General features: G+C 64.8%; 12 protein-coding genes and 1 pseudogene. 4 read left to right on the top strand and 9 right to left on the bottom strand.

Annotated elements, in window-relative coordinates; all coding sequences use genetic code 11:
• Positions 1-221 (top strand): hypothetical protein (locus OXS27_RS27970; protein WP_267360563.1); only part of this gene is annotated, 221 nt, incomplete at its 5' end.
• A gap of 274 nt (positions 222-495) precedes the next feature.
• Here the strand turns inward: OXS27_RS27970 and OXS27_RS27965 are convergent.
• The 3 genes from OXS27_RS27965 to OXS27_RS27955 all read right to left on the bottom strand — a co-directional run bounded on the left by OXS27_RS27965 (position 496) and on the right by OXS27_RS27955 (position 6,483).
• Positions 496-1,809, bottom strand: a complete 1,314-nt coding sequence (locus OXS27_RS27965; RefSeq protein ID WP_267360561.1) for a polysaccharide biosynthesis/export family protein — start codon at positions 1,807-1,809, stop codon at positions 496-498.
• 982 nt (positions 1,810-2,791) lie between these two features.
• On the bottom strand, positions 2,792-3,925 hold the full coding sequence (locus OXS27_RS27960) for a glycosyltransferase family 4 protein (protein WP_267360559.1): 1,134 nt from the start codon (positions 3,923-3,925) through the stop codon (positions 2,792-2,794).
• 1,133 nt (positions 3,926-5,058) lie between these two features.
• A complete protein-coding gene (locus tag OXS27_RS27955) occupies positions 5,059-6,483 on the bottom strand; it encodes a hypothetical protein (protein ID WP_267360557.1) in 1,425 nt (474 codons plus the stop codon).
• Positions 6,484-7,042: 559 nt separating this feature from the next.
• On the opposite strand from OXS27_RS27955, the gene OXS27_RS27950 reads away from it, so the two are divergent.
• On the top strand, positions 7,043-7,204 hold the full coding sequence (locus OXS27_RS27950) for a hypothetical protein (RefSeq protein ID WP_267360555.1): 162 nt from the start codon (positions 7,043-7,045) through the stop codon (positions 7,202-7,204).
• A gap of 1,568 nt (positions 7,205-8,772) precedes the next feature.
• Here OXS27_RS27950 and OXS27_RS27945 read toward each other — a convergent pair.
• Positions 8,773-9,060, bottom strand: coding sequence for a hypothetical protein (locus OXS27_RS27945; protein ID WP_267360553.1), 288 nt, complete (start codon positions 9,058-9,060; stop codon positions 8,773-8,775).
• A 644-nt stretch (positions 9,061-9,704) separates the two neighbouring features.
• On the opposite strand from OXS27_RS27945, the gene OXS27_RS27940 reads away from it, so the two are divergent.
• Positions 9,705-11,495 (top strand): oligosaccharide flippase family protein, encoded by a 1,791-nt coding sequence (locus OXS27_RS27940; protein ID WP_267360552.1) that lies wholly within the window; start codon positions 9,705-9,707, stop codon positions 11,493-11,495.
• 2,458 nt (positions 11,496-13,953) lie between these two features.
• Here the strand turns inward: OXS27_RS27940 and OXS27_RS27935 are convergent.
• From OXS27_RS27935 to OXS27_RS27920, 4 genes are all read right to left on the bottom strand, one after another.
• Positions 13,954-14,637 (bottom strand): hypothetical protein, encoded by a 684-nt coding sequence (locus OXS27_RS27935; protein WP_267360550.1) that lies wholly within the window; start codon positions 14,635-14,637, stop codon positions 13,954-13,956.
• Between the two features lie 154 nt (positions 14,638-14,791).
• Complete coding sequence (locus OXS27_RS27930) at positions 14,792-15,520, bottom strand: sugar transferase (RefSeq protein WP_267360549.1); 729 nt, start codon at positions 15,518-15,520, stop codon at positions 14,792-14,794.
• 1,256 nt (positions 15,521-16,776) lie between these two features.
• Positions 16,777-17,754, bottom strand: coding sequence for a hypothetical protein (locus OXS27_RS27925; protein ID WP_267360547.1), 978 nt, complete (start codon positions 17,752-17,754; stop codon positions 16,777-16,779).
• A 1,966-nt stretch (positions 17,755-19,720) separates the two neighbouring features.
• Positions 19,721-19,996 (bottom strand): hypothetical protein, encoded by a 276-nt coding sequence (locus tag OXS27_RS27920; RefSeq protein ID WP_267360545.1) that lies wholly within the window; start codon positions 19,994-19,996, stop codon positions 19,721-19,723.
• A gap of 1,743 nt (positions 19,997-21,739) precedes the next feature.
• Here OXS27_RS27920 and OXS27_RS27915 point away from each other — a divergent pair.
• Complete coding sequence (locus OXS27_RS27915; protein ID WP_267360543.1) at positions 21,740-21,991, top strand: hypothetical protein; 252 nt, start codon at positions 21,740-21,742, stop codon at positions 21,989-21,991.
• A gap of 537 nt (positions 21,992-22,528) precedes the next feature.
• Here OXS27_RS27915 and OXS27_RS27910 read toward each other — a convergent pair.
• A pseudogene (locus OXS27_RS27910) lies at positions 22,529-23,484 on the bottom strand (transposase).
• Positions 23,485-25,561 lie beyond the last annotated feature (2,077 nt).

Genomic DNA, 25,561 nt, shown 5'->3' with positions numbered 1-25,561 from the left:
GAGGAGCGACGGCGCATGTGCCCGTGTCGCTCCAAGACCGCCGGTCGATGACCAGTTCTCGTTCTGCACGCCGATGGATCTTCAAGCCTCGGCCCGTTCGCGACCGTGATGACCGGGCTCTGGGCCGCCAGGACTCGCTGGCGTCGCGTGGTCAATCATTACGTTGTGATGGTGACGAAGACGCGTACGGCCGAATGAAGTCGAGTAAGCTGTTCGGCTGATCCCAGCGATGTGGAAGCCGCTTGGCCGATCTAGCATCCGCAGCCGGAAGCCCAACGTATACGTATAGGATCACCCAACGCGTATCCGCTCCATCGAGCCGCGAGCTCAACCTCTACCGTGTTTCCCCACGGCAGAGAGCAGCTCGGCCATGCTAAACCGTTCGGATTGCCTCGTCATGGCGCCTGCCATCCGTGGACGGTTCGCGTCGGGTGCCGGCCACCCGCCAGCGCGCCGCGGGTTGGTCGGTACGAAGCGTAAGTCCGGTGCACTCGATCAGGGTTGCTTCTTGAATACATCGTTTGAGCTAAGCACGGATGAACTCTGGCCGTTGGGGTTCTTTTTCAAAATGACCTGAAGAACATCTCCGGGCTCGACGGTATCGGTCTCCTGCGCGGTTATCACTGCCTTGTCGCCGCCGGTGCCACGCGTGATTCGATAGACGATCTTGGTCTCGCTTTCCTGTGAGGGATCCAGGTTATTCGTCTGGAGAGAGGCGACTTCTGTGTTATCGATCAGCGCCGACGCAGTCGCCCGTCGCTCAGTGTTGACGGCGATTTTCGACCGCACCTCGTTGAGTTCCTTCAGCGCTTCGTTCCGGAGGTCATTCCGGCTCGCTTGAATCTCTCGATCAGTCTTTGCAATATCCTGCTGTGCGCGTAAACCGGCGAGCTCAACATCAAGCAGACTGGTTTTGAATTGTGCTACGTTCTGGTCCAACGCGATTCGACGCGACGTGACAGATAATCCTTTCGCGACGAGGCTGCTCACTGCGTCAAGTTCTTCGGTGGCGAGATCGAGTTGCCTCTGCATGGAGACCCCTTTCGACTTCAGGTTATCGACTTCCTTAGCAATGAGAGCTTTCGTTTGCTTTAAGCCATCTTCTTTAGTTTGCAGGAATCGACGGCGCTCGTCGAGCAGGAGTTGCTCCTCTCGGATCGCGCGGTCAACGACAGTTTTGGCCCCAAACGAGGACAGGTCCTTCCCGGGATCGACGCTGGGCTTGTCCTGAATCTCCGCCTCGAGTCGCATCCGTCTGGCGACGAGGTTGATGTACTCAGCGTTGAGAGAGCGTAGGTCACCACGGCTTGTGACAGCCTCGCGTTCCAACGCGATCGCGCTATTCTCGGTCGGCCTGTACAAGCCGCCGGCGAGGCTCACGGCTTTCATGACCGTCAAGTCGGGTTGGTACGGGAACTGACCGGCCTTCGACACGAAACCCGAGATGTAGAACGGCCTGTATTCGGTGACCTCGACCGATGCATCCGGACGCTTCGAGAGGCCGATCCGCGACTGAAGTCGGGTGGCGATCGTGTCCGCCACATCGGCCGTCGTGACCCCCTGCACCGGGATCTCACCCACCATTGGCAAAGACAGATTACCTGAGGCGGATACGGTGAACTTTCCGTTCAATGGCGCCCATTCGAAGGCCTGTCCGTTGTTCGGGCGCCATTCGTAAACGCGTATCTGCAATTTATCTTCCGGTCCGAGCAGATATGGTGCGCAGAACGCGTGACCCACGGAACATAGAATTGCACCCCAACTCAGAATACCCGTCGCTCCAACCTTCAACATACTGATCCCTGCCATGGTAGACCTGCCAAGACTCAACACAATCCGCATCTTATAAGTCCGATATCGCTCCGGTGGCCCATAATCTGAATTGTGGGGCGATGGCGGACGCGAGACAGATCTGGAGCTGGCTAATTTGAAGCTCTATGCTCAAACCTGAATACAAAACGAAAGCGAGGCACAAAATGCCCTGATCTCGACCATGTCTTGATGTATCCGATCGAGGCTTCCATATGTCACTTGCTAACCATAATTGTCGCCCACGAGATCGTGCGAACGAAGAGAGACGATGCAGCGCAATAGATATCTACCACAAACCGTCGTTAACCGGTAGCGGCTTCGCGCAAGCTGGACCTTGCGTTCACTGGAAAGGCGGGTTGCCGAGCATGATCTCATCGGTCGAGCTGATGGTTGGCCGGCCGCGTGCCCGGTGCCGACTGTTCGTTCGGCTCACCACATCGCGGCCGGTTGTCTGGATCGTCCGAGCAACTCGCAGCGTTCGTGCCGTCTGACTTCTGCGCGCGACCTCCGTTCTATGCGCGGGCGCGGCTGACCGAGAACGGCACGAGATTGTTTTTAGAACAGGACGAGAGCTCGATCGAGATCTATCACATTCCGCTCCGGTTCGTTCGCGGTCGCCAGCCGGTTAGAAATCGCTGTGGGCAAGTCATAACGCTCTCACTGAGCTTCATGGCCCCGGGCGCACCATGTGCGACGGATGAGCGCGGATTGTCTTGGCATCCCGCCGCGATGCGACGATGACGCCATACTCAGCCGGCACCAGAACTGCGGACTAGGACATCGTGGGCCCCAGATGGTCATCACTCGTACATTGTCGAGTTGGCCACCTTGGACCGCGTCGGGCCGGGGGCGGCGGCCTCGACGGCGCGAGAAGGAAAGGCTGACGGATACGGCAGACCGTTTCGAGCAGCGTCCGCGCCGCTCCGGCGATCGCGCGACCGCCGAGCGGTCCCGACAAGTGCAGCTCGGCCGCGTGCGATCACCGCTCTGCGCGCAGCATCAGGAGATCGCGAGAGAGGTCGACGTGGCGTTTGATATAGCCGTTGGCATCGATATGGTGATCGGCGATCCTGCGTTGCGCCCGTGTGGCGAGATCGATCCGCATTTGCTGATTGGCTCGCAGCTCATCGATCGCGCGCTTGAGGGCATCGACATCGCCCGGGGGAACGAACTTGATCTCATCTTCACTGAAGTAGGCATCTAGTCCACCGGTCCGAGTCGCGATGACGGGAAGCCCGGACAAGATCGCCTCGAAGATCACCGTTATACCGCTGGCGTGGGTATTTTCGCGCAAGGGAACGACCACGACGTCCGCTCGGCGGTAAGCATTTGCCACATCTTCATGCGTCTCAGCCTTGAAGATTGTCACGTTCTTCCGATTGTTGGCCAACCGCTTCGGCGCCGTTGCGGAAAGGATGTCCAATGGGATTTCGGGTCGATCCGCGATCGCATCGACGAGGGTCCGCCAGTCCCTGTGAACATCGTTTCCGAGCGAAATGAGGGAAAAAGTTTCCGATTTCTCGTCCTTCGGCGGCGTAGGATTTTCAGCGGGAATACCGAATAGAACGATCTCGACCCTCTGATTTTCAAAAATCTTTCGGGCTTCGGCAGCGTTCAGAGGGGAATGGGTCGTAAGGATGTCGACATTTCTGACGAGTCTTGAATATAAGTATTTTTTCGGGCGCGATAATTTCTTCCAGTGATCGAAAAACCAGATCGCTTGGCCGATCAACAGAGGCTTTCGCTCAAAGAAATTTAGCATCGCAGCAACAGCAAGAAATTGCGACTCGGTATGTGTCCAAACTATATCTGCGGCCAACATCGTCTTTCGCTGCCGATAGGCGTGAACGATATCGAATCCTAGTATCACTCGCAGCGCCAAACGGATGAACTTCTGGAGGACGTTTTCACGATGCGACTTAGAAAATACGATGTGGCAGCCCATACCCGTCGCGCGGTCGTAACCGTACGGGCTTCTATCGTTGCGTCCAGGCAATCTGCCCGTATCGTAGTCCGCTCGCCATTTCCCAGCATCTTTGTTTTCGGCAAGATGAACGAAGACGTTGATCTTCCGGTCGTCTGAGTTCGGAGATGCACAATTCGTATCGGACATCATATCACTCGGCATTTCGTGAGGCGGCCAGCCAGGCGGCGGCGCGGAGGGTGGGATCGAACGATCTCGTTTCGGCAAATTCCGATTCGCGTCAGCGCCTGGATCATCCGCAGTCGGCCCGACGCCGCAGCGCCGCACGTAGGCCATCCCCGCGGGCGACAGAGCGCGCGTTTGAGTACATGCGCCGCCCGCCGCCACGCCGGTTACGCCGACCGCGGGTCGATACCCGCGCTCTATCACGCGATCGGCCGCAGCTAAACTCGGATGCCGGCTTTCGGATGAGGTAGCCTCGATCGGGGTCGGCGGAACCCGAAACGGGTCCGGACGCCGGACCGCAGTTCCCCCCCCCGGTCGCAGGGGTCCGCGGCCATCGTCGGGGTTTTGCCGGGGTCGTAACCTTCCGACCAGGATATACCGTGCGTCAGCATCATCGGCTGTATGACGCTGGCGAGACGGGATCCATTCCGCCTGAAGCGGTGCTGGCATCGGCGCTTGGGGTGAAACTCGGCCTCCGTCGTCGTCCGTGCAAAGCGGGTTCAACTTACCGGCCGGCCTCTGTCGAGAAGGCCGAGGCCCGGGCCGCGCCCACCGGCTCTTCACCGGCTCCGTCGCTCCGGATTTCGACCTCGGTCGAGTATCAAGGGCCATGACATCGATGAGGACCTGCGCGTAGCGACTAATCGTGCGCTCGACGCGCGCATCGAGGATGAGCGCTGAGCCCGGGGTGCCGGCCAGCTGTCGCAGCGACCGAGCTGATCTGGGTCGGGCATGTGATGGATGCTCTGCTGCGCATCGATCGAAGCGTCGGCGCGGACTTCAAGGATCGCCGTCCCAGGAATCCCTTCCGAACCGGGCGCGCCGGTCTCGTCGGAACAGGGGGAGCAGCAGTCGGTCTGTTCGTCTGGTTTCGCCCCACCCCACGCTACCGACCGAGAGTCTGCCGACATCGTTCGGCAGTCGGGGTTTCGTCGAACTCCGTTCCTGGAGTTGCCTTGAGAACGAGCGGCGCTCCGCTCGTGCCGTCCCGCGCCCGGACCAGACCTGCCGTCTGCGAAACGGCTGGATGTCGGGGGCTCGATGGGCGGGTTAGGCTCAACGGGAGGCGCGGGAGACGCCGCTTCGCGCAAACAGGCTCACCGCCGACCCCCTACCGCTGGAGACCATCGCGCGATGAATTTGTCGCGCGCGATGGCCGGCACTCGGCTGATATCGTTGGTGGTCGCGAGCGCAGCCAAAGTATAGAACCACAGGCCGAGATCGACCAGCGTCCCCGATATGCTGGCGGCTATGATGGTTCCCAGACAACCGAGCCTGAGCGCCGCTCGGCAGTGCGCCGTCGCAGTAGTTTCCGCCGACAAACCGCCGATCACGATCCCGAGGATGAACAAACCGAAAAACATGCTGCCGAGAGCGCCGATATTGGATAGGCACGCCAGTAAGAAACTCGAAGCCCTGGTGCTCCCCAGCCCGATCCCCAGTCCGTACGAGGAATAGAAGCTCTGCAGGGCGTCCGCATTCCAGGTTCCTCGTTCGATACCGGATTCGCTCGATCCCTTCGAGAACAACGCTTGATCGAAGAAAAAAGAAAGCTGTTGAAATAGATCATGATCATAAATAATAAAACATATTATTATGAAGATTGTTAGCGGCACCGCTGAAACGAAATACGCATCCATGTAAGATGATTTACCGCAAGTGATTCGATAGAGGGCACCAAAATATAACAGGGCGAAGCACACCGGCAGCCCGGCATAGCCGGTACTCGAGGTTGAGAACAGCAACAGCAGCAAAGACAGCATAGCAATCGGCAGATTGATCCTGGGATATACGTTTCCCAGCCATAGCCGGCACGAGACTGTAAACGTACTCAGGGTCGCCCCGGCGAACGCGGATGCCTCGGTATAGGAACCGACTATGCGAAAAAAGCTGCCGGAGGAAACTTCCGTCAGCAATCCATAGGTCGAGTTTCTGATGATCCCCAACAGGAAAGTGGTTCCCGTCGCCTTGGTCGCGATGTCGAGCAACCCGAACGCGCAATTCAGCACGCATGTCAGCATGACGGCCCTGACACCGAGCCAGAAGGCGGCGTCCGACCGACACAGTCCGCGGACTACGAAATAGCATATGATATCGCCGATGAAATAAATCGGCTGGGTGATATTCCCGCTTGTGGGCTCCAATTGAACCCGCTCCGTGCCGAAGAGTACGCTCCCGCCGCCGATCGCATTCACCGTGATGGCGTACTGAAATAACCGCGGAAGAAAAAATGCAGATAGCAATCCATAGATCAGGGTGCAAACGAGAAGTATCTCAAGCTTGCCAAATTTGGTTCGATCAAATATCGCATCTCGAGAGCGTTGACTCTTCATCGCGACCAAGATGACAAAACCGAGCGCGAAGTGGCCCGGCTGAACCACGCCGACCCCGGGTAGCAGCATCGCTGCGGCTGACTGCAGAAGAACACACGGGAGAAAGATTCCGAGCGCGGCTTTCTCGCCGACGAACAACATAGCCATTCCGAGCAGGAAGATAACGGCTCCAATTGGCTCAAATGACATCGTTTAGCCTTCGCCGCCGAGCACACGCTCGCGTTTCCAATTTCTGACCAAAGCTGATCGGATTGTCTCGGCGATATGAGCGGCGTTCGGTACACTCTCGCGCCTTCCGAACCAAGGCCGCCCGAAAGCGGGATCGTCTAAAACCTCGATCCATGTTTAGCAACACAGCATCGCTTTTCGCCACCGATCTGGCCCTTTGAGGGACGGCGGTACCAGCGTATCTGTATGATCGGATTATCGATAGCGATCGCACCGCTTAAAATTCACTGACCGCGCGTGGCGCGAGAATCGTCGGTCCGTCGCCGTCGTAGGAGCTCTGTGCGGCGCAGCCAGTGCGAGATGGCAGCGCACGATCACGCCCGCTCCGGAGCATGCCATTCGCGAGATACGTGATGACGACATCTTGCGGTAGCGCCTCCGCAATCCGAGGCGACCCGCCCGGGTGATGCGAATCCGACATCGATTGAGGCACGGGGCCGCGGGAAAGGCAGTTACAGCGCTGGCTGTGAAGGTCTGGCATGTTGGACATGATCAGCTGCCGGCATCAGGATCCGGCGCGATGACCATCACGCAGAGCTTCCGGATTGCCGGAGCGGCACCCGTTGGACCGGGACAAAAGTTCGACACCTCCGGCCTCGGTGCATGGTCCAGTCCCCCCCGAGACGATGCGGTCAAGGCCCACCTGATCCGCGGGCGCATCGGCGAACCCCGCGATGCCTGATCCATACAGGTGGATCGAGCCGGGTTATGGCGGACGATCGCGTAGACGGGCACCGTGAAGGCCGCGCGCCTCAACGAACGGCAGTCCGGCGGGATCCTGCATGCCGGGGGTCGCACGTCCCCCCACGGCAGGTCGCCGAGCGGGGCGCCGTTCGTCGAGCGTGCCGTCTCGACGCCTCCGTTGATCACACTGTCCGTGAGCCGACTGATGGCATCGCGATTTTGGCCGGGTCGTTCGCCATTTAGAGTGAGTATGCTCGTCGCCCCCTCATGCTGTGTGCCCTGTATCGGCCAAGCGACGGATGCGCGCTGACGTTCGAGCGGAACATCGCTGAACCGCAGCCCATCCGGCGACTGCGGTGCTTCCGCGGCGCGGAGATCCCACCACGCTGCGGTCGACGGATCCGATTGCCTCGGGCTCCATCAGAGCGGGCTAGTCCCCGGTGCCGGCGGGATGCAGGCGGGACCCGGCTTCGCGGATGCAAGGCGTCGGAGGCGTTTTCGTCCAGCGGCCGATCGACGATCTGAGGAACGCGGGGGGTGCGACGGCGAGACTTTTGCGCGATCGTCAGGTGTTGCGCGGCGTGACCTCCGATTCTCCGGCGTCCTCCAGGGCGGATTTCCCCTCGGCGTCGACCCGGCGCGAGCGTCGGCCCGGGCGCCGTAGCACGAGCGGGCGCCCACCGGTGCCGTCGCCTTCACGCCACGATCGTTCGACGGCTGCCCACAAAGTCTCACCCGAGCGGTCGACCGGGCGTCGGTGCGACCTGTCGGTGGGAGATAGCGAGGGGCGAGCACACCACCGGAGCGGCGACCGCGCGTCCGGCTCCGGCGTCGCTGGATCATGGACGGGCTCGCTCACCGGAGCCGGACTCGCTCGGCGGGCGCTATGCGGCGCGGCGTCGGGACCGCTTGGATCGCGCACGGCGATCGACGCGCACGCTCACGCGGCTTCAGGTGCAGCCGACGAGCAGCGGACAGTTTCGCGCGTGTCCGGTCACGATCGTCCGCTCCGCCGGACTGCATATATAGCGGCCCTGCGCGTCACGCCGCGGCGGGCTTTCGCCGCCCCAACTTCGGACCGGCGTACATCGACGCGCCGGCCAGATCGAGCCGGTGCGAATCGCCTGGCGCTGGCGCGCGCGCCTACGGCCATCGCCGTAGGCAATCGCGTCCCCAGTCAGACCGGAGGGCGCGCCCCCTGCCCCGGCGCGACCACCGATCTGACGACCGGGCATGATGCGGGTGACGGGGCCCGCGACCGCGGGCCAAGCCCGCTCGCTCGGTTGCTCGGGCAGGCCGGACCAAGGCCGGCGAACCCTCCGCCATACCGCCCCTCCGGGTCCGTCGGCGCGGGTGGGCGCGCGAGATGCGCGAGGGCAGCGCTCGGGTGGGACCGTGCCCGGCCGCCGTGCCCGCCGACGCGGCGCGCAGGAGAGCGGCGCGTCATGGGCCGGCCAGCATGGTCGGGCCGTGCTCGTGCACAAGGGCGTCGGCTGAGATCGCGGCGACGCGTACGCCCGAACGGCCGCGGAGGATTTGGGGAATGAGGCCTCCGGCGGGGCGTCATCATGCCTCGAACGGCGGGCTCGTCGCTCCAGCCGACGGTCGCATCGAGATCGATGAAGCGGGCGCTCGACGGAACCCTAGGCCGTCATAGCCGGCGGTCGCGCCGCTACGGAGGATGATCCAGCTGAAGCGATGACCGCGCACACCGATCGGCGCCGATCCCGATGAGGCCCCGATCTCGTCGCGGAAGTTGTCGAAACCTTCGAGGAGTGGGAGCATCGGATGGCGGAAGCGGACGTGCGGCCCGCACGGGATCGACAAACGCACGGCGCCGATCGCGGGCGCCATCGAGCTTGAACCGCGAATTATCGATCGGATCCGAGATCCCAAGCCGGGATCGATGCTGCCTCGACCGGTGGATCCGGGCCACGACCCGTGCGAGCCATCGTGAGGAAGCTGCGCCAACAGCGCGTCGGCGACGAAGGCATCGCGCCCAGCCGGGTTTACGGGAATCGGCGGCCGGCTCGATCGCTTACCGCGTTGGCCGCTCGGGCGACATGCCGCCTGGCCGGGCATGCCGACGCCTCGATCCGGGCCCGGCGATCCGGAACGGAACCTGCGCACCAGGCATTGAGGGCGCGGGTCTCGCTAGGTCCGGTATGACGGCAGGGTCGTCGCGGACGCGTCTCTGTCGAAACCCGACGCGCGTCGCAGAGGTACGCGCGGCGGTCGCCGGAACCGACATTGTCCTGTAAGACCACCGGCCGATAGCCGGTCTGCGCCGGTGCATGCAGACCCGATACGGATTTCATAACGGTGTCGCATCAAAAACCGGAAGCGCTCGTCGCGGCATCATACGTTGTAAGTGATCGCCGCCCCAATTTGCCTCCGGACGCTCGCTTCGTCGGCACGAACTCGAACCGTCCAGCGCAGGTTCGGCTCAGTCCGATCGGATTGGACGAGGCCATCCAGAGCGAAGGCTGAAGAGCAGTATGAGTGAACGGAACCATCCATCTGAGTCGGTGATCTATTCCATCGTCCGGGCGGTCGTCGATTCGGTGGAGGACAGCACCGCCGCTCAGCGCAACGAGATCTACGCGCGTGCCAGACGTGCTTTGGCCGACATCCAGTCGGAGGGGTCGCAGGCGCTCGATTCGCAGGCGACGATTCACTTCTTCCTGCTTGAGACGGCCATACACCGTATCGAGAGTGAGTTCTCGGCGCGACCTGCTCAGGAAATCGTCGGCCGGCCCGCCCTTCCGGCGGATCTCGATAAATCGCAGGTCTACCGATCATCGGAACCCTCGGATCCGGCGAAGCCCGACCCGTCGCGCCCGGGGCGGGGTCACGGCGGGATCGTCAGGAACATCGGCGCCGGCAGTCTCGTCAGCCTCATCAAGATCGCGGTGCAGCTCGCGCTGCTCCCGATCATGGCTCACCTGCTCGGGCCGAAGGAATTCGGGATCTACGCGCTCGCCATGCCGGTCGTTTCGTTTTTGGCCGTGATCGCGGATGGCGGCGTCGGCATTTCGCTGGCCCGGGACACGTCGAACTCCCCCGACGTGTGGTCGACCGCCTTCTGGGTCCTCATGGCCTCCGGCGTAACCCTGGGGCTCGTCGTCCTCGGGAGCGGTTACGCACTCGCCTACGCGTCCGCCGAACCCGAACTCATCGTCATCATGGCGATTCTGTCGCTGAGTTTCCCCTTCCTGTCGGCCTCCGTGCTGCCGCTCGCGCGCCTGACCCGAGAGGGCAACCTAGTCTCCAGTTCGAAGGCGGATTTCCTGGCGGCGATCATGAGCGCCTGCGCCGCCGTCACCCTGGGCTCTCTCGGGTTCGGCGCGCGGAGCTTGGCCGTGCAATATGTCACCGGCTACCTGATCAGGGCGGTCATCTTGAACCTCTACGCGTTCGAACTTCCGAGGTTCGTTTTCAAACCCGCGACGATTCACAGTCACCTTTCCTCCGGCGGCGTCCTCATCGGTGGACGGCTCGGGGATCTGATGTGCCGGTTCGGCGAGAACCTTCTCTTCGGCAACGCGTTCGGCCCGACCGCGCTCGGAGCCTATAATTTCGCCAACCAAGTCCCGCGCTTCCTGTTCGAGGCATTCAGCAATCCGACCTGGGCCGCGTTCTACGCGCAGACGATCCGGGAGAGCAGGGAGCGCCTGCAGGAGATCTATTACAAGATCTGTCGATTCATGGCGTTCCTGACATTTCCTGCGGCGGCGATGATAGCGGCATCAGGGTCGGATATATTGGCCTTCGTTCTGGGTCCGAAATGGTCAGACGCCGGTACATTTCTTCAGGTGCTCGCGCCGGGATACGCGCTGAGCGTGACGGCCTCGATGGGGACGGCGTTGCTGCTGACGCTGAACGCCAATTGGATGTTCTTGCTGTCGATCGCCGTGTTGAGCTTCGGTCGCGTCGCCGGCGTCGGCGCCGGGTATTTCATCGCGCCCGCCTACGCCGCCGCGTTCGTGGGCATCGCCAACCTCATCTATGCGGTGGTGATCACGATCATGGTATCGAGGGTCTGCGGCGCCGAGATCCGGACGCTGCTGAGAAACATCGCCGGCGCGTTCATCGCGAGCACGTTCGCCTTCGTCACGTGCAAATCGGTGTTGCTCACCTTCGGGGACCGCCTGCCGATCGTGGTCCTCGCGTTGGCGACCGGAATCGTATCGTTCATCGTCTGCATCATCGCCATCGAGGGGCGGTCGATCCGCGCCGAATTCAACCAGTTCAGGTCGACCCTGAAGCACGCGACCGCGAGCCGGTGATAGCGGCACAGGCTGAAGGAGTCCGCTGCGGTTCGACCTCGCGATCGAGCGCGGTTTTTGTCCAGTCGCGCTGCGCGGCGCATACGGGGTCCGCGGCACGGTCGCGCCTGCCTTCCACGACCATCGAGGATGCCCCGTTCCGGACGCGCTGCTCGGAGTCTTACCGGCGGCTCGGCGCGAATCGGTGTCGTCTTCGGAACTCGAAGACCGAACCGCGTTTTCCGGCGCCGGCCGGCCTGGGGTCGCACGGGCATGGCCGGCGCGGCTCAAGCTCGCCGGAATCCTTGAGGCCGCCGCCGACGACGAGGACGATAGCTAGCGCCGCGGGCGCGACGGCCGAAGCGCTGGATCCCTTCGCGAATGACGGCGAGACATCGGTCGAGACGGGTTCGGCAGCGGAGCTATCGATCGCTCTCGTTTGAGCGACGGCAGCCGCGGAATTTTCCGACGGATACGGGTGCATCGATGCCCGCTGTATCAATCGGCAGGGTTACCGGGCGCCGGCGCACCCGCGCTACCCACGTCGACCGAGCGGGTCGACCGATAGCGGCCGAGGACTCACGCCGGAGCAGCGTCAACCGCTGCGTCGACCCAAGCAGACCCCATCGGATCTGGCTCGTCGTCGATGAACCCCTGCGATTTGCGTGTCGGAGGCAGCTGCCTTCAGCGTACCGAGCGCGAAGCCCGGGGAGATACCGGCGCGGCCACGACGCCTTCGGGCGGCTTGGATCAGGTCGGTCGCCGATCCGGTTTTTGTCGCCTGACTCCGAGTGTTGCTGCGGCGAGCCGAGCGCAGCCTCACGTGAAGCCGTCAGGGCGAACGCGCCGCGTCGCGATCGTGACCTGCCGGCGCGGGCGCGGGCCTCGGCCATCCTCAGGTTGCGGGACGATTCGCGGCGTTCGTGGTCGCCTCGCACCGAGCTTCCCGCAGCTGACGCGACAGAGATCGGATCGCGCGCCGCGTATCGCGGTCGGTGCCCCCATTCGATCATAGGGATGAGGCACTGTTCGAGCGGCGGGGCTACCGGATCGAGCGACATCGCCTTCGCTTCATCGGTTCCCACCGGTTCATCACGGATGGACCCGACGCCGGATCGCCCCCCATAAGGTCCGCGTCGTAATCCACCCCCCGCGGCCTTCCTGTTCACCCTCAGCGGATCCGCACCGATCTGATCACTGAAACGCCCCGCGCCCGGAATGCAGAAGCCCGAAGCGGCGCTTCAGGACGATCCTGTCAGGGACGCACCGCCGCCGCTTCGAAAGCGCGACGGAGGCCGAACTCGATCGCACTTGCTGCCCGTCCGCCGGTTACGCCCGCGAACCACGGGTGATGAATTACCCATACCTCGACGTCGCAAGCCGGTTCACGCACCAGCCCCGGGTCGCCCACGGCTCCGTCGCACCTCGATCGGGCCCACGACCTCCACAATCTGCGCCGCGGAATGATTCGTGGGTGTCAGAGCGAAGGTTGGCATCGACGCACGTCTCGCCGAGTTCGATACCAGCGAAATCGTGGTCGCAAGCACGGCATCTACGTGTCTCCCCGTCGCCGGGACGGGGATCAGGAGAGCTTGGCGGCGCAGCCACGTCGGGCCGGTCAAGCTCGCCTGTGCCGGGTGTCCGGCCGTCGGGCGATCGACTCATGCCCCGCCGAAACGCGAAGCGCTGACTTCTCAAACCCGCCGAGCGTCCCCCCCTCGACCGCGATAAAGGCGTTTCGTAGGACGGGCTTTCCGAACCGATCTACGCCCATATCGGGCGCTTGCGATGACCACGGCGTCGGAGCTCGTCAGGGGTACGGGCAACTCCGCGGGAAGACCTGCGGGGATGGGCGAAATCCCTGCAGGGCACTCTCCGCCCCGCGGGTCGGAAGCCCACCCCGTCGCGCGAGGCTAACTCGGATCGTCGCCACCGCCAGCTCGACGGGCAGATTCGGTGGATAGGACCGGCACGCCGGTGGGTCCGCCATCGCCGCCACTATCTGTGCGGGGAAAAGCCGGTCGATCAGCCGCGGAAGCACGGGCTCGTCACCCGCCCTCTGAGGCCCACGCGCCCAGGTCGGCGAGCGCCGGTCAGCGCCCGAGACGCCTCGACCGCACGCCCTGGATCGCGTCTTGCCCAACGGCTCCGAACTGGCCGATCCCGCGCGGGCATGTCTATGCGGCTCTGCGGCGAGCCAAAGCCGTGCCGGCCGCAAGCTCGATAATTCGCAACCGACTCGGATACCGTCGCACGGTGCGAGAACGAGGAGCTTCGACAGATTACGATCGGGGGCATGACCGGCGCCGATGGTCGTCCGGAGGCACGGGGCGGAACGATATCCCAAGCTTGGTCCAGCGCCGCCCGGTCACCGGCGAACCGCTCGGCGTGCTTTCACGCTGTCCGAGCGAGCCGGTTCACGCTGCGCGCGCCGGCCTCATGCGAAAACCCGTTGCAGAGCGAGGCACGTGCTTCGCCATCAATCCTCCGGCAGTTCCGCATCGGCGGGCTCATCTGGCGGCGGTTGGGGTTTCCCTACTTGCTTGGGCGGCTGAGAGACTCGGGCATGTGGCACCACACCTGCGATCGGCCGCTGCAGCGTCGTCGGCGGTTGTTTGGTCAGACCTGCATTTGCATTCGGCCTCTGAGGATTTGGCGGCTTCGCGAAGGGCTCGGTCCTCGGGTTTGGCGGTGCCGCGGCAGTGTGCGCGGGGGCTACCGATACAGCAGGCTTGTCGACCGATCCAGGCGCTCGCGGCCTCGTCACCGCGGTGACCGGCGGCTGTTGCGGGCTGGTCGATCCCGATTGCTCAGGCCCGGGCCGAGTCGCGACGGTCGATGTCGCGCCTCGCAGGGATTCGGACGCAGCTCGTTGTCCGCAGTTGCTGACGACCGCCTCATAGGTTTTGCCATCTATGCTGGCGGAGACGATGCAGCGAGCTGGGTAGTAAATCAACTCGTACTGAAATTTGCCCTTATCGTCCGACTCCGTGCGGAACTGATCATCCAGCACCACCGGCGTGTGCGGGTGTTCGGTGGAACCGACGACGTAGAGCCGCCCTGTGGCGACCGCCGCGAACATGATGTCGGACGCCGCGAAAGCTGCGCCGCCGGGCATCAGAGTGGCCAATCCTACGGCCACGACCGTGATAAAGCGCTGCAATGAATCATCCCTGGAACGTCTGTTGTGGTTAAAAAGTACAGACGATCCTCGCGCGTTGGGAGTTCCATTCGGACGATCGGATTATTGCGGTCGGCCGTCACCCGAACCGCTTGGTCGCCGTCGCGCTGGTCGAAAATCGTCCGCCGGTTCGCCGCTACTTACTACCGCGTTGGGCGAGCACCGCCGGGATGGTGCGCAGCATGATCGCGATGTCCCGGCGCAGGCTCCAGCGGCTGGCGTAATCCAGGTCTAGCGCCACGCGCTCGGCGTAGCTCGTGTCCGAGCGGCCCGACACCTGCCACAGCCCGGTCACCCCGGGGGGCACGGCAAAGCAGGTCTGGAACGCCCGGCCGTAGCGGGCGACCTCGGCCGGCACGATCGGGCGGGGCCCGACCAGACTCATCTCGCCGCGCAGCACGTTCCAGAGCTGGGGCAGCTCGTCGAGCGAGGTCTTGCGCAGCACCTGCCCGATCGCGGTGACGCGCGGATCGTTGCTGAGCTTGTGCGTGGCGGCCCATTCGGCCCGGGCCCGCGGGTCGGCGGCCAGGTGGGCGGCCAGCACCGCCTCGCCGTCGGTGACCATGGAGCGGAACTTGAGGCAGCCGAAGGAGCGGCCGTCGCGGCCCAGGCGCATGTGGCGGAAGATCGGGGCCCGGCCGTCGCCGGCCCAGACCAGGAGGGCGATGAGCAGGAGGAGCGGCAACAGCAGGAACAGGGCGGTGACGGGCACGCCGACGTCGAGGCCGCGCTTGGCCGCCCAGTTCAGGCGCAGGCCGCGAGCGACGAAAGGGGTCTCCGGCAGGACCGCTTCAGTCGCAGCCTCAGCTACCTCACCGGCGTGCGCGATCAATTGATTCGTCAGCCCCCCGGGGAAATCGCTCATCTCGACCCTATGCTGCGGCGCGAAGACACTCTCAGAAACGGCATGGCTTGTCGGGCGCAGCCTGGTCTCGACTCCTCGCGTGAGGCCAAGGACGGAGCGGTTAAAAATGTGTTGTCACCGCAGCCGTATATCGCCACCGAGCCTATGACAAGCGATGTTCCGGACAAATTTTACGGATGTAATTTGTCGCGTTCAATCTTCGCGGCACCGCTGGGATCGATTCTAGTCCAGGACGCGCGAAAGAGCTTCAGCACGCGCAGCAGGGCACTGCGCATTATATACCTAGTTCGGGCAATGCGACGCTTATGAGCGGAATTTTCTTACGGAAACTGACGATGGACACCGATTTCCGTAGCACAGGTCGTCGAGCCACGTCACCGAAGGCGCGGGACCCTTACCCGCCAGGGGCGAGATCGAAGCGACCGAGCCCATGGTGCACAGCAGCGAATCTTTAACGAACGACGGGCCGAAAATGTTGCATCGCGCGCGGCGCGAGTGCCGGCACCCCGGCACGACGTTCGGACCGACTGCCTGCCGCCGGCGCATACCGCCGCCGTGGGGTCCGGCGGTCGGCCGCCGGCGAACGCGCGATGAGATGCCTGGTCGACCGGGCCGACGAGGCTCCCCGGCGCGACAGGATGACAGGTCGCCACCGAGGGATCCGGCTCGACGGCGGGCAGCGTGACGCGACCGGCGGAGAATCTCATTGGCCGGTCGCGTCCGAGGTCGCCCGAGCTCACGCCCAGTCCCCGCGGCCGGACTCGCCCACCCCGGACGATCCGCGCGCTATCGATGCCGCACCCGGTCTCGTCGCCGTCCCGGGCACGCGGATCTGTGTCCTCCGTCTGGGTCGCTACGAGCGCGGAGACGCTGATACCGATCGGACGAGAGTTGGCCCGGCCTCGTGGCGGACAGCCACGAACGCACGATTCGCGGTCGGCACCATCGCGGCGACCGAGACCAGCCTTCGGCGCCTCGAAACGGACTTCCCACCGACCGCGGAGTATCGCGCACCGGCCCCCGACGGGCGCGCGGCGTTCCCCGCGGTCAGCGCTCCGGTCCGGCGCCGCCGTGTTCAGCGTGGGGAATCACCGCCTCGCAAGCCGCCACCCTGTGCAACCTTGGGCGACGACCGCGACACGGTCTCGATGGGCGACCTTTCCGCTGCCTCGACGCGAGCGAGGGCGACCCCACGGGTCGTCGGGGTCGTGTTGCGGATGAGCGCGGTCCGTCACATCCGCTCGGTTCACACCCGTTCAGTGTCGGGTGGTCGTCACTACGATCTCAAGATCATCTGCGCCCATTCCGGCGGGCACATGCCCCCGTCCGCCCAGATATGGCTTCGGCTCGCGGTCGAGCCGCAGGTCGAACGCTATATTCGCAGCCTTGAGGGCGCCGACCGCTCGCTCTTGGGGCGCCGTCATACCGCTCTTGTTCGCACGCACCAGAAGGCCCGACTTTGGCGCTCCTGATACGCCTATCCTGATCCCAGACGATACGTTCCAGCCCGCATCTCTGAACGCGGCCTCCAACTGCGTGCTGACCGGCGCGGTCGTCACGTCGCCGCCGTCGTGATCGACCGAGACGTTTCCGAAGCTACCCCGCAGCGCCTTGGTCAGGACCGCGATTTTCTCGTCGGCCAATCGGGCGGGCGTCGAAGCGTGCTGCGGCAGCTTGGCCGGATCCGCGTTCTGAGCGTTGACGCTGCGCGACGCCTTTTCCCTCTCAAGATCGGCCCGCAGTTGTGCATTCGCGGCGCTGAGGCGATCGCGTTCCGCTTGCCCCGCTGTGAGGCCTTCAGACTCCGCTGCGGCGATCTTCGCCGCGGTTATCTCAGCGTACCGGCCGAGAGTCTGCTCGGCGGCTTCGGCCACACGTCTATGCGAGAGGATCGAGCCCGTCGCCGCCAAGCCGACGAGAACGGCGGCGACGATCGCGACGGACAGCGACCACATGAGAGCTCGATCCCACGTTGCGCCCTCCACACCCATGATGAGAACCGAGCTCGACCTCTCGATGCTCGTGACTGCGGGAGATTCTCGCGGTTCGGCGCTGTTCATGGCGAATGCTTGCACGATGAGGACGAACGACAAGACGCGTAATACCGCGCGGACGCGATTCCAGGGAACGGAAATCATAGCGACGGTACGGCTGCCGCTGAAATGGTCTATCCGGCTTCGCATCGACCGTTTGGGTCCGTTTGCGAGGGCGCCGAGCACGAGCCTGCCGTTCATCGGTGATGGTCTTGGCGTCGCGTGAGGTTCCCGCATCTCGCGGTTCGAGCGAGCGCGGCAGTTCGTCTCCGACTACCTGCATCGCGCAGCGTTGGCCAGCGTCTCCGAAGTGATCCGGTGAGGCCATAGTGAGTTCGGTCGAGAAAGGTATCCCGGCGCGACGTTCCGACCGCGCTCCCACCTCTTACGATCAGGCTTCGAGACGCGAACGCGGGCGAAGCCATCCTCGACAGATCAGAGATCTGTCGCACCGACGTACTGCGATCGACGATCTTGTGGACCATGATGTCTGAAGCATACAGGCCACCGGATGCACGGGCGCCGTCGATTTCGCCGGGCGATTTTGCCCAGATCGAGTTACAGCGCACGACGGCGTCGCGGATGCTCGTCGACGACGATGCGGTCATTGGCGCGATACGCTGTCGCTGCACCGAGGCGGCACGTCACAGATCGGCGTAAGCCGGAGTCGACGCGCGAGGCAGACGAGGTCTCTCAATCGACCGGCCCTGGTTATCGGCGCAGATTCAGGCGTTGGGTCGCCACGGTGCGAACGCTGAGATCTAGCCGCCGGGCGACCTCCTGTTGCTGAAGCTGGAGCTGAGCCAGCGCAGCACCTCCGCCTCGCGCAGCGTCAGCCCGAGGCCGTCGCCCCCGTCGAAAGGCACATCCAAGTTCGAGGAGACCAAGGCGATCGGCCCCCTCCGCGACGGCGAGTAGCGCCGCGCCAAGGTCCCGCGGCGATTTCGCGTGCCCCACGAAGGTGTCGGCACCTGCGACCAGGAGCGCGCGCGGAGCGCCTGCGGTCAACGCGTCGAACACCACGAGCGGCCGGAGGTTCGGCCGTCGCTTTTTCAGGCCGGCGATGCGGGCGAACCCGTCCGCGAACCGGCCTGCGTCCAAGAACACGAGCGCGGCCGCGTTCACGATCTCCGAGCGGTCCAAGTCTGCCTCGCCGATCGCGTGAATCTCCGGCATGTGCTCCACAGTACCGCCCGGACGCTCGCGTTCGGATCCTGCGGTCTATCTTGGAACAACAAGCCGATGGCCGTACTCAAGACTCAACACTTCGCTTTCAGCTCGATAGATCCGAGCGGAACTGGGTTCGATTGTCCAAGAACCGTTCTGCAGGATCAAAGGATCTTTTTAAAACTTATCCTCCTATCAACCGGGTAATTATAAGTTTACATACCTAGATATCGCCGTTCTGACCCGGCGTGCAACCTGGCCGCCCCGCATGGGACGGTGCGCCTGGCTAGCACCCGGCACCGATGGCCCTCGAATCTCGGAGATGGCGATATCGGTTTGATGTTCCGGCGAGGGCCGCCGAGACGCGTCTGTCCGCGGGACGACCCCGACGCGTGAACCGCCTTGCCGCGGCGGGAATCGGCGCGCTTCAGCGACGCCGCGAAACTGTGGACATCCCGCGTGTCCATCACCCCGCCGCGGCGCCCGGACGCGATCTGCGGGACGCCGCGCGCATCTCGGCGAGGCCGACGCGCCGCGGCACAGCGCAGGGAAATACGGGTCGAGCAGAGGACCCGTCGATCGCATGCCCGCAGGTGAGCGGCATCGCTTCAGAACGCGCGGTCCCCCCGCTGATCGGGGGCATCGCAGGTCGGAGAGCGGTCTCACTCAGACCGGGTGCGGGGCGGGCAAAGGCGCACGTTCCACCGAACCGCATTCCCAAGCCTGCGGCCACTTCGTCTCGACGCGTCGATGACGGCCCCGTCAACGGCGCGCGTATCGAGGAGCCGCGACAGGTGTGATGACGCCTGGGGCCGTTGCCCCCCCTGCGCCGACCTTCGCCGACCGATGGCACCACACGGTTCGATCGGGCTAGCGGAACCGTCCTTGCCGAGGTCCCTGGATCGCGGCGCCCACGTCGCGGCTCTGGGACGTGCCCTCCCACGGCCGGTCCGGATGGATCGGTTCTGCGCCGGGACCAGCTCGCCCATGCGGCGCCTGGTCACGGCCGCTGCTGTTTAAGCCAAGCCCCTGTGCCGTCTTTCAGACGCGTCGCGGCCCACGGCGCATCGGCAGAGATCTCGACCTGGAGAAGACCGTCCCCGGGGGCGAGCAGCGCCAGCAGCCTGTCGCTCAGCGCCCGGAGTGGGTCTTGAGTTTCGATCAGCCAACTGGTCTCCAGCGCTTGATGGTAGCCGGCTTGGCGTACATGATTGAAAAAGCCGAGATAGTCGTGGCCAATGGCGCGCATATCCACGGCAATCAAGTATATCGCCATCGATCGCAAGACTCCGATGAGTTAGTCAACGGTAGAACGGCTGAAGCGATCGGTTGTATCGATCGGTTCAGCGCACCGTAGACGGAGCGAACCTCTGGAGCAACGGTTCAGCCCAGAGCGATTACGACGGCCCGAGGTTGTGAGGCGCGCAGCGACGCAGGGATGCTCGGTTTTAGGGTCCGGGCAATTTACGGAGCGGGTGGAACCTGAGGTGGCTCAGGTTCAACCGTCAGGGCCTCGCCGATTGCCTCGGACGAGGGTTGGATCCGCGCGCGGTCATGAGGCCGCCGTAGCTGCCGGCGGCGTCGAAGTCGGGCAGATGCGCGCGACGGCCCATGGCCGTCGCGCGCATCTGCCGAAGCGGAACCCGTTGGAACTGGCGACTATTCAATCGACCTGAGTATCCGTGTAGGGGTGGCGCGGTTCACTCAGGCGATGCTCCGGGTCTTTGCAGAGCCAGGCTCGAAGCTGTTGGCGCGGAAGGTCTCGCCCGTGGCGATCGCCACTCCGATGAGGGGGACTGCGGCAGCGACGTCTCCGGGCATTGGGTCGTGGATGCCGGCGTCGGTGAGAACCTTGTGCACCGGGTCGGGCGCGGGACCGACCGGCGACGCAGGGCGTCACCGGCCGGGCGGGACGTGGTCGGTGGTGCACCACGATAACGGCGAAGTCGGCGGTGCGTTCGACGACCTGGAACAGGCAGATTAAGCCTTGGGCCGTAAGCGTCTCGGCGAGAACCATGAGGAAGGAACCAGGCGGGTGTCGAAACGCGACCGCTTCGATTCGCGCCCATCGACCCGTGGCAGTCGGACGGGACCGTAGCGCTGCCTACCGCGGTGCAGCGAGCATTTTGAGCGGGGCGGACGGTCGCCGGAAACGCTCGGAGCGGCCATCGTGGAGCGGCGGCAGTACGACCCCGGAGTGGGACGCCGGCCTCTTCCTCGGCGGAGCTCTCTCCCTCTCTCGACTGGCGCACCGGCCGAGCGCGGCTGCGCCGGTCCGGTGCGCCAGTCGTCGGCCGAGCCGCGCGTCCTCCATTCGCCCACCGTCCTCGGATCGATGCCGCAGCGACCGGCCCACGTACCCAGGCTCGCTGGACTGTGGCGATCCGTGCCGGATCGCGCGACGGACTGCCCCCGTCGCGGCGGCGCTGCCGTGAACCGCCTGGCCCATCGCGACTCCCTTCACGCCGGCCGGACGTTTGAACCGCCCAACGCCCAGGGTCGACATCCGAGCCTCCGCGCCGGCGGCGCGCGATCGCGCGGCGCAGCGGGTTGCGCGCCAGACGGCGGCTGCCTCGCCTCAAGATGGTGCGGTCACAGAGGCCGGGCGGATCCATACACGTCGCCGGCCTCGGCTCCGCGTCTCCCGAACGGGATATCGACGAGTGCCTGCGGCGCCGACGGGCCGCCGACCGATAGCCTCCGAAGCCCGCTAGGTTCGCCGATCGACGAGGCTGGCCGGCCCGTGAGGTTTGCGTCCACCCCACCGCTCAGCGCCTCCTCGGACTGACACGCGCCAGGGCGGCACGGGCGTGGCGCTTGCCGCTCTCCCTGGTCGCCCGGGAGATCCGCGCACCGCCCGCACCTCGGCAGGTCCAGGGGCCGCCTGGCGACGCGGCCCCCTCGATCAACCGTCGCTGTCGATACGCCGTGAATCCTGGCTCAGCCGATGGACTCGCCGTCGGCATCGGCCGCTGCTAGATCTCAGCGCGACGTGAGCGTGTGCTGGGATGCCGATACGATGGACGACGGGCGGATCAGCCTTGACTGGCATACGATCCCCGATGACGATCCGGTCGAGCGCGTAGCGCGCGCGCTCTGTGCACATGACGGTATCGACCCGGACGCGGTTCTCGCCTCGGAGCGGCGCGCGCCCGTGATCGGGCCCGACGGCATCGCCGAACTTCGCCCGGTGGGAGAATTGGCCTGGAGACGATACACCGTCGAGGCGACACGACTGGTGGCGGCGTTTCGGGCTTTCGCGCGCGTCTGAGCGTCGATGCTCTGACCGCTCAGCGTGGAGCGCGCGGTGGGTGGATTTCGACAGGGGCGCTTTTCGCAGCGAGCGGTTCGTGCTCGCGGCCATCGGTCAGGCATACCGGTCGAGCGGGAACGGCACGGCCTGCGACGCGGATGGCACAGGTCCGGTCTTCCGTCTTCACGACTACGCCCGAGCGGCTCTGGAAGATCGGCGGGACCATCGCAGGGCTCCCGGTCCGGCGACCGCGGACGCGTCGGGGCGCTTCAGATTCCATCCGATGTTGATCCAAGAGATATGTCAGAGGCGCCAGGCGGAGACGCTGCGCGCTCTGTATCGAGGAACTCAACCGGATCACAGGGACTTCGCTGACGACGGCCGTACACGTGCAGGCGTGCCGCGACAGCGCGCGGCCGCGCGATCGTCACTTCCGATCACCCAAAGCCGTCATCTCCGGTCGCTGGTTCATCCGAGCGCTCACGTACCCTTCCCTCGAGCGAGCCCTGAATGAGCGTGCGGTCGCCGCGACTGGCTCTAAAAGAGCTGTCCTGCCTATACCGCGACGGCCAAGTCATCATCATAACCGGTGGCTTCGAGGCAGGTGCAGCCCTCGTTGGGGGTAGCGCCAGTGAAGGTTTCGCCGATGGCTGCCCAGAGATCGCTCACGGCGCGGGCGGCCACAGTCGTGAGCAGGTGCTCCAGTTTTGCGAAGATCGGCTCGATAGGATTGAACCTGGGATTTTAGGGCGCAAGCTTGAGGACCCGCGCACCCACCGCCTCGATCGCCGCGCGCACCGGCGACCTTGTGGGCCTGCAGATCGTCGAGGATTACGGTGTCGCCTGTTTGCAGCATTGGTACGAGGCCGTCGGCGACGTAGCTGCGGAAGCGCTGGCCATTCGTGGCGCCGTCGTTGAGTCTGAACGCGCGCAGGCCGGTGGTGCGCAGCGCGGCGGCCGTGGTGGTCGTGAACTTGTAATGCCGTATGGCACGAGCAGCCGGCACCGTTCGCCGCGGATGGCGCGTCCGCAAAGGCGGCCCATATCGGTGGCGGCCGCGGCCCCGCCGGGGGAAACCGACGTATCGGGGTCGAGAGCGGGCGTGACATCGAAACAGGCTCGGCACCCGACCCTCCATCCGAGCTCCTGCTCAATCGGGCACAGAGCGCCCTTTACGGCTGACGCCGTGGCCGGCGAAGTAGCGCGACATCCCACTCGCGCTGGTCTGCACGTCCCGCGCGGTCAGGACGTCGAGCGAGTCGCGCAGGGCAATCTGCGGCCGGGCCTCATAGGCGGGTAGGATCTGATCGGCCTGCGCCTCGATGGCTGGGAGGCGTTCGTCGCTGCGCCTGCGATTGGGCGCGACGTGCCCTTCCCGCGCGTACCGCGCCGACCATCGGCTGGCCCTCGGCACGCTCGCATTAAACCGGTCGCCGACCGACGGAAGGCGCGTCCTCCATCACGGCCGCCACAACGCGCTCGCGCAGATCGATTGACCAAGCTCGTGGCATCGCCGGTCCCTCGACGGTCAACGCGGCAACCCGGTCTTCGTCGCAACGCCTACGGACACAGCTCTGAAACGATCCAGCTCAGGCTCCGCTCGCGGCGATGAAGCCACATGTTCGCCGCCGCGGATGTCCGGCCCCCGGGGAAGCGCCGCCGGGCTGCCAGGGCCCTCCCGCCTGTGACCTCCTGCCGGGCCGAACATCCGATCAAACCGACCCGCCGGCTGGGGCCGTCGACACCCCTCGACCTTTTCTCCGGTAAGGCAAGCCCGGAGGCGGCGAGCTTCGACGGCCGCGCTTATTGGCGGTCCAGCGCGGCACCCGATTCCCCCTGGTCGGCCGGAGCGTCTCGCCTCGGCGTCGGGGTTTTCTCAGACTTGGATTCCTATCAATTTCGGGTCCGATTCAACTGCGCGGCCGCTGAACCCCAGCAGCTTTGAACACCCGAACACGGCCGCTCCGCACCGACGGCAGGGCCGTCTCACGGGGCGGCTCGGGGGCAGCACTGAGTCGCACAGTGACCGCCTCAGCCGGCGCCGTGCGACCGCTCCGCTCACGCTCCACGGACTGCTCAAGCGCGGAAGCCGGAACCAGCGCCCACGCTTCATCCCGGACGTAAACGGCCTCCGCGCCGGCGCGTCGCCTCAAGACAGCCAGCTCCAAACCCTCGGCGGCGGTGTCCGCTCGGTTGAAGATGACGACACCCCGCTGTTCAGCGACTATGAAGTAGGGCATGGCAGCAGTCCGACAGGAATACTCGATCCCCACAATAGCGAGGGATCGCCGATAGGCAATCCTGAGTCCGCGGCGGCGATGCGCGCAGCCGATCGATCAGACCGCGAGACCGACGGGCGCGCACCCGGCTTGAGAGCCGGAACGTTGCGTGAGGTTTAGTCCGCGCCGACGCCCGGCACCGTGCATCGGCGGCGTCTCGCCCGCACGTGGCCGATTTGAGCCGCCAGCCCCGTGGTTGCGGATCGAGGGCGAAACCCGGCGACGCCTTGGTCGCGTCGCGTCGGGAAGTTACCATAATGCGTGAGGTTGCAGGCGTCGCCGTGGCGCTCACGCCCCCGTCCCGCCCACGACTTTCGGCGGAGAGCTCTTGAAGCCGGCGTCCGTCGGCCGACTCGAATGCCGGCGGACGACCCAGGCGATCGGGGGGATCAAACGTAGCTATTACCGCCCGCTCACAAGAGGACGTGCGCGTTCGCGGCCGCACCGATCAGTGGTCGCCGCGGGGCGTGAGTCACTTAAATCCCGGACCTGTCGCGCGTGCGGGCCGCGCTCCGGATCGGGCCGACCGACCCCGTCCTATCGGCGGCATCGAGCCCTTTCGCGAGCGAGACCCATTTCGAAGGCAGCGGGGTCGAACGCGTGATCGCGCCGCATGAAGTCGCGTGGCCGCCGCCGCCAGACGCCGCCGATCCAGGGCCTGTCGGGGCGAACGCGGACCACAACTGCACGGATACAGCCGATCGACGTGTCACGGCACGATCCGCCGCGTCTACGCCCTACTCTGCTTCTGAACGCCTTGCACGGCGCACGGTCACGCGGGCGGGCACCTCCACAGGCGGGCGATCGGCATGCAGCGCACGCGACCGGCAGGTTGGAAATCTTGCTGCGGCTCGATCCAATCAGCCACGAGGCGCTTCCTCCGAAAGCATTTTCGGGATGGCAAACGTCGACAAGACGCCGCTAAACGGCCATCAGCCCCGCAGAATGCGGCTTCAAACCGAGACTGCGGACGCGCTTGATGTTCGAGACATAACTTTTCAATTTTCGAGCCGCGGCCGTTCGGGTGCACACGACGATCCGTCTGCCAGAACGCCCGGGCGCTCGGAACACAGGGGCGGGACGCGAGACACGGCTTCGCAAAAGACTCGGGCCCTATGCGTAACCCGGAGAGCTGGGAACACTTCACTCATGAGGATGCGACTTGTTTACGCGACATGGGGCTGACAGCGATCGGCACCCCGAACAGTAACGAACGTCCGGAGAACACATCCACGAGGTGCGTATTGCTTAGACAGCGGCCCGAGCGCTGGACACCGTGCAACTTATGGCTTACGACGCGGACCTGTTA

The organism is Methylobacterium sp. GC_Met_3, from assembly GCF_026540775.1.
Classification (GTDB): domain Bacteria; phylum Pseudomonadota; class Alphaproteobacteria; order Rhizobiales; family Beijerinckiaceae; genus Methylobacterium.
Note: the sequence above shows the minus strand (reverse complement) of the source record. Positions and strands in the feature narration are given on the sequence as shown.